The sequence below is a fragment of the Geminicoccus sp. genome (assembly GCF_036263595.1).
GTDB lineage: Bacteria > Pseudomonadota > Alphaproteobacteria > Geminicoccales > Geminicoccaceae > Geminicoccus.
Genome location: NZ_DATAGQ010000124.1, coordinates 1 through 3,620, shown reverse-complemented (window position 1 = coordinate 3,620; position 3,620 = coordinate 1). Strand labels below are relative to the sequence as shown.

Genomic DNA, 3,620 nt, shown 5'->3' with positions numbered 1-3,620 from the left:
GCTCTCTCGTTGGTGGAGCTCACCTTGAGAAGCCGCCGTGGCGCGTCAGCGCGCAACTCAGCTTCCGTCTGTAAGAACAGCGGCTTTCATACCGTCGATGCACCGGCCAGCGCCATCGCGCTGCGACAATGCCTGCTCCCTCTCGCAGACCTCGCCCTGTTCCTGGCTAGGCTGCCATGCCTGCAAGGCCGCCTGGAGCATCCGGGCTGCCATCTTGCGCTCCGCCGCGTGATCCTCACTGGTCATCGTGCTCCACGGCCGTGCCGGCTGCAGTCCCCGGGCAATGAAGAGGGCGCTGTTCTCGTCCACCCTGGCTCTAGCGGCAGCGTCGACCGCCGCCTTGCTTAGGGGATACCTGCCAATCTTGTTCTCGTTCATTGATCAGTCGCCCTCCTACGCACTTGAGCAACCTGTCGCCTTGCTTCCATATACTGGAGCGTATCTCGAAAGCGCCGATACACTCTCGCTCCGGCAGCCACTCCGTCAAGAATTGTTCCTGAGATGCACTCCCGGTCCGCCGCCGTTCTCGGGGATGAACTCGATGCCAGCGGTTTAACTCTCTTCCAATTGCGCGATACGTGCCAGAACCAGCTCCCGGTGCATGTGCTGCTCCCTGAGCACCTTCTCCAGGTTCTGGCCTGCCTTGTTAGCCTCAGTGTTGCTTTGGCCTTGGGTCCTCAGGTGTTCTGCTAGAACCGTCTGCTCGGTGATCCGGGTCTCGATCTGGAGGATGTCGCGATCAACCTCGCCCAACTCTTTCAGTGCGTCATCCATATCGGACATCATGCAGGCTTTCGTCAGCCGTCTCAGCCCTTCGGCTCGTTCGGCAGGTACCCCCGCTCGCGCAGCCATTCCGTCACGATCTTCTCCATCAAGGAGGAGAGCGACCGCATGTCGTCCTTGGCTGCCTTCTCCAGCGCAGCCTTCACGTCCGGTTGAAGGCGGACACCAAGAGAGTTGGTCTTGGCCATGGAGACAATTACCTACAATGTTGTTGACGTCATGTCGGCATTGTAGGTAACTGCCCAACGTTCAACAACAGATTTACAGCCCGACGGGAGCTACAACCTTCCCGCCGAGCTTAACCTCACGCAGGAGTGCGCGTCCATGCGATCGGCTAACCACGCCCATACCACGGGCACCACATCGACCTCTACCGCCCGCCGCTTGCCTGGTGGCGCGCCAGATCTCGCTACTGTTAACGCGCTGGTGCTGGCCGGCAGTGCCGCTCAAACCTGGACCCGTGTCAGCCAGCTCCACCTGATCCTCCAGGCGCTCTATCACGCTAGCCGGAATGCCCACCAGATCTCCAAGCCGGAGATGGAGGCTGCTTTCGAGCTGGCCGACGACGTGCGCGACGATGTCGGCACAGTCATGACCAACCTTGGCTGGATCGACGAGGAGCTGGCGCTGTGAGCGAGGCCGACGTGCCTGTGGCTGAGGCTTGTCCTTGATGCGGCGGATGGTGCACAGTGGAAGAGGTCTCCCATGGAGGCCTTCCCATGAACGTGACCATGCTCGGCCACCCGGTTTCGCCACCGGGTGGTTCTTCTTCCGCTCATCGGGCAACGCCTGAGCACCGGAGCATGACACCAGCCTAACCGACCGCCGCCCTTGCTCCGGCCGGGGCGGCATCTCCCCCTACATCCGCGCCCTGTCGACGCCGCTGCCCCTGCAGCCGGCGACCGCTGGTGCATGGAGTCTCACCATGGCCGACTTCCCGGCGATGCCGTTCTACACGGACGCCTATCTCGCCGACACGACCCACCTGACTACCGAAGAGCATGGCGCCTACCTCCTGCTCCTGTTCGCCGCCTGGCGCTCCCCTGGCTGCAGCCTGAGGGACGACGATGCCTTCCTGGCCCGGGTGGCGAAGGTGTCGCTCGACCGCTGGCTGAAGCGGATCAAGCCGGTGATGCTGCCGTTCTGGCAGGTGAAGGGCGGGATCTGGACGCAGAAGAAGCAGCAATCTGTTCGCGAGAAGCTTGGAGCGATCTCGAAGAAGCGGGCCGAGGCTGGACGGCAAGGCCGGGTGCCTAAGCCACTGGCTGAACAGGAAGCTGCCCCAGCAAATGAGGGAGCAAACGGACAACAACCTGCCCCCTATCCAAAACCAAAGACCAAAACCAAACAGACACCCCCTCTTGTCCCCCTGCTGGCGGAGGATGGTGTGGGTAATCTGGACGCTGAGTTTGAGACGTGGTGGCAGACTTACCCGCGGCAGGTGGGGAGGCAGGCAGCGGCGGAGGCCTACCGGCAGGCTCGGCAGGAGGCGACGGCTGAACAGCTGGCTGAAGCGCTGGCAGCAGCGGCTGCCAGGTGGCGTACCGACGGCATCCAGGAACGCTACATCCCGCATCCGGCGAACTGGCTGGAGCAGCGGCGGTGGGAGGATCAGACGGCCGTGATCAAGCAAGCCGAGCCGGCCGGACCGGATCCCGTGCGGATCCAGCGCGTCTCCGTCGGCGCCACCATGGCCCAAGCCAGTACCCGGCTGGCGACCCTTGAGCGGATCTTCGGCCAGCACACGATCGCGGAGATCGCCCAGCAGCTCGGCCGGGAAGGCGACGAGATGGACCCACGGTCGCTGTTCGTCACAGTCGAGCGCTTGTGCCTCAGCCGGACGATCAACGTGGGGGTAGCAGCGGTGGAAAGATCAGGGACAAGAGGCTGCAGTCCATAAGCAGCCCGTTGAGCCATTCGAGCTGGCGCGGCTTAGTGCCGGCTGCCTGCTCGCGACGCAGAGCCCGGCTCAATATGAAATGCTACTAGGTCGGGCTGGCAGAGAAGAATTGGTCAAGCTGGTTAAGAGAGCCAATGCAACTTTGCAAACCGTAGACCTATTTCTGCACGTCGAACGTGCATCCGCCGCAAGCGTAAGTCCATGACCACCAGGAACTTCGAAGACTTACCTACTCAAACTGAAAACCAGCTCCGAAAAGAACGTGATTCTCATGGTTGCCGGAGATGACGATCCTGCTGTCCGCATTAGCAGCGATCAGTCTATTGAACTGTTGAACGGTCCCGTCCGGAGCATTGACATATGCATGTGGGAGATCTGCCTTCGTAAACACTAGGCACATGTCAGGTGTCACAGGCATCGTGATCTCAATAGTCGGGCTTGCCAGCGCCAAACTCGCAAAGGGACCTCCGCGGCTAATCTCAGGGTCTGCCAAAATACATGGCTTATCGGATGTGATGAACTTCACGCTGCCCGAAGCTACAGCTATCACTGGCTTCATCAGCCGAACGATCGACAGGAAGGTGACTTCATAAAACGTCGGGAAGACTAGCGGCATCGTGTTGGCCGCCAACTGCGCGATCATGTCGGAAGTTAGAGCCGGCCCTGAGCCCCCACTGACCGGCGACACTTGGGCACCCTGCTGATCTTCCGTAAGAGCAGCGAATTCTTGCTCTGCTTCGAGTGCGTCGTCTCGTAGTTTCTGCCAAAATGTCTGATGATGATCCCGGAAGGACTTCCCCCTCACTGACTGTCCGCAAAGTGGCTGGAGGAGGTTATAGAGCGTTGATCTGGCGCATTCGTGCTGGAGATCGCTATGCCCGATCGACCGTACCCATCCGACCTCAGCGACGCTGAGTGGGAAGTGCTAAGACCGCTT

At 60.9% G+C, this 3,620-nt stretch carries 6 protein-coding genes; 2 read left to right on the top strand and 4 right to left on the bottom strand.

What is annotated here, in order from left to right:
• Nucleotides 1–57: 57 nt before the first annotated feature.
• The 3 genes from VHL31_RS11530 to VHL31_RS11520 all read right to left on the bottom strand — a co-directional run bounded on the left by VHL31_RS11530 (nt 58) and on the right by VHL31_RS11520 (nt 971).
• Nucleotides 58–309 (bottom strand): hypothetical protein, encoded by a 252-nt coding sequence (locus VHL31_RS11530; RefSeq protein WP_329661358.1) that lies wholly within the window; start codon nt 307–309, stop codon nt 58–60.
• A gap of 243 nt (nt 310–552) precedes the next feature.
• Complete coding sequence (locus VHL31_RS11525; RefSeq protein WP_329661357.1) at nt 553–786, bottom strand: hypothetical protein; 234 nt, start codon at nt 784–786, stop codon at nt 553–555.
• 20 nt (nt 787–806) lie between these two features.
• On the bottom strand, nt 807–971 hold the full coding sequence (locus VHL31_RS11520; RefSeq protein WP_329661356.1) for a hypothetical protein: 165 nt from the start codon (nt 969–971) through the stop codon (nt 807–809).
• A 136-nt stretch (nt 972–1,107) separates the two neighbouring features.
• Here VHL31_RS11520 and VHL31_RS11515 point away from each other — a divergent pair, with 136 nt between their 5' ends.
• Together VHL31_RS11515 and VHL31_RS11510 are read left to right on the top strand one after the other, a co-directional pair.
• Nucleotides 1,108–1,416: a hypothetical protein gene (locus VHL31_RS11515; protein WP_329661355.1), complete on the top strand. Its 309-nt coding sequence runs from the start codon at nt 1,108–1,110 to the stop codon at nt 1,414–1,416.
• Between the two features lie 292 nt (nt 1,417–1,708).
• A complete protein-coding gene (locus VHL31_RS11510) occupies nt 1,709–2,683 on the top strand; it encodes a DUF1376 domain-containing protein (protein ID WP_329661354.1) in 975 nt (324 codons plus the stop codon).
• Nucleotides 2,684–2,912: 229 nt separating this feature from the next.
• On the opposite strand, the gene VHL31_RS11505 is transcribed toward VHL31_RS11510, so the two are convergent.
• Nucleotides 2,913–3,566 carry a DUF4238 domain-containing protein gene (locus VHL31_RS11505; protein ID WP_329661359.1) on the bottom strand — a complete coding sequence of 218 codons (654 nt, stop codon included), beginning with the start codon at nt 3,564–3,566 and terminating at the stop codon, nt 2,913–2,915.
• Between the last annotated feature and the right edge of the window lie 54 nt (nt 3,567–3,620).

Excerpts from the sequence above, each read along its gene's own strand:
- VHL31_RS11520 (WP_329661356.1), bottom strand. The coding sequence starts at position 971 with ATGGCCAAGACCAACTCTCTTGGTGTCCGCCTTCAACCGGACGTGAAG.
- VHL31_RS11510 (WP_329661354.1), top strand. The coding sequence starts at position 1,709 with ATGGCCGACTTCCCGGCGATGCCGTTCTACACGGACGCCTATCTCGCC.
- VHL31_RS11525 (WP_329661357.1), bottom strand. The coding sequence starts at position 786 with ATGATGTCCGATATGGATGACGCACTGAAAGAGTTGGGCGAGGTTGAT.
- VHL31_RS11515 (WP_329661355.1), top strand. The coding sequence starts at position 1,108 with ATGCGATCGGCTAACCACGCCCATACCACGGGCACCACATCGACCTCT.